The 1,139-nt window shown below is 67.4% G+C and carries 3 protein-coding genes; 2 read left to right on the top strand and 1 reads right to left on the bottom strand.

The genetic code is table 11. The features are described 5' to 3' along the window. The first annotated feature begins 98 nt into the window (after nt 1–98). Together ACIKT0_RS18730 and pqqA are read left to right on the top strand one after the other, a co-directional pair. A complete protein-coding gene (locus ACIKT0_RS18730; RefSeq protein ID WP_407106815.1) occupies nt 99–356 on the top strand; it encodes a MoaD/ThiS family protein in 258 nt (85 codons plus the stop codon). Between the two features lie 226 nt (nt 357–582). Then, nucleotides 583–675: a pyrroloquinoline quinone precursor peptide PqqA gene (pqqA, locus tag ACIKT0_RS18725; protein ID WP_210286154.1), complete on the top strand. Its 93-nt coding sequence runs from the start codon at nt 583–585 to the stop codon at nt 673–675. A 76-nt stretch (nt 676–751) separates the two neighbouring features. On the opposite strand, the gene ACIKT0_RS18720 is transcribed toward pqqA, so the two are convergent. Then, nucleotides 752–1,139, bottom strand: a 388-nt coding sequence (locus ACIKT0_RS18720) for a PLP-dependent transferase (protein WP_407106814.1), incomplete at its 5' end; no start/stop codon positions are given.

The following is a 1,139-nucleotide window of genomic DNA, read 5'->3' as shown; positions in this document are numbered from 1 at the left end:
CCCTGCACGGCGTCGAAGCTCTGCTTGCCGCTCTCGGACAGGATGCCGACCAGATTCACCACGGCGTCCGCGCCCTGAACCGCCTGCGCGACTGATTCGTGGTGCGCCTCACGCCGCTGCTCGTGACGCTCTTTCCGAGCGCCGAGCGGCGGCTCGAGGTGGAGGCGGGCAGCGTCGCCGAACTGGTCGACGCGCTCGACGCCCGCTGGCCGGGCATGCGCGACCGGATCTGCGATTCCTCGCCCGCCATCCGCCGGCACATGAACGTGTTCGTCGACGGCAGGCGCGCCTGCCTCGCCACGCCCCTGCGTCCCGGCGCAGACGTCTTCATCCTGACGGCGATCAGCGGAGGGTGAGCCGACATTGCCCGGCGGCGGAGAACAGCCGCGCCGAATGTTGCTTAGAAACGTCTTATACTTTCAAACGCGGCTGACCTGCGGGCCGAAAAACCCTAGGAATTCTCTGGCGTGGCGAAACATGACAAGAAATTAACTGGCGAACCGCAGCCGGGCTTTCTACGTTAGGAAGACAGGACGCAGAAGGCGATCCGACGCCCCGCGGGGCGAACCAACCGCGAGATTGATGGAGGATCAAATGGCTCTGTGGACCGCTCCCATCGTCGAAGAGACCCCGGTCGGCCTCGAGGTCACCTCGTACAGCCCGGCTGAGCTCTGAGCGTCTAAGCTCACTCTCTTCTAGCAGTTCAAAGGCCCCGCCAGCGCTTGCTGAGCGGGGCTTTTCTTTGTCCCGCTCACCCCACCGCGCCGTAGCGAGCCAGGCCGGCGTCGAGATCGGCGACCAGATCCTCGACGTCCTCGAGGCCGATGTGGAGCCGGATCGTCGGCCCTTGCGGCGCCCATTTGCTGGCCGTGCGCATCGGACGGGCGTCGAACGGAATGGCGAGGCTCTCGAAACCGCCCCACGAATAGCCGAGCCCGAACAGCTCGAGCTCGTCGAGGAAGGCCGCGAGCGCGGCCTCGGAGCCTGGCTCGAGCTCGATCGCGAACAGGCCCGAGGCGCCGGTGAAGTCGCGCTTCCAAAGCGCGTGGCCCGGATCGCTCTCCAGCCCCGGGTGCATCACCCGCGCCACCTCGGGCCGCGACTGCAGCCAGCGCGCGACGCGCAAGCCCGCCGCCTGG

Origin of the sequence: Hansschlegelia beijingensis (assembly GCF_045505405.1) — a bacterium.
Lineage (GTDB): Bacteria > Pseudomonadota > Alphaproteobacteria > Rhizobiales > Methylopilaceae > Methylopila > Methylopila beijingensis_A.
The sequence above is the reverse complement of the archived record's forward strand: the minus strand, read 5'-3'. Positions and strand labels throughout refer to the sequence as shown.

Excerpts from the sequence above, each read along its gene's own strand:
- pqqA (WP_210286154.1), top strand. The coding sequence starts at position 583 with ATGGAGGATCAAATGGCTCTGTGGACCGCTCCCATCGTCGAAGAGACC.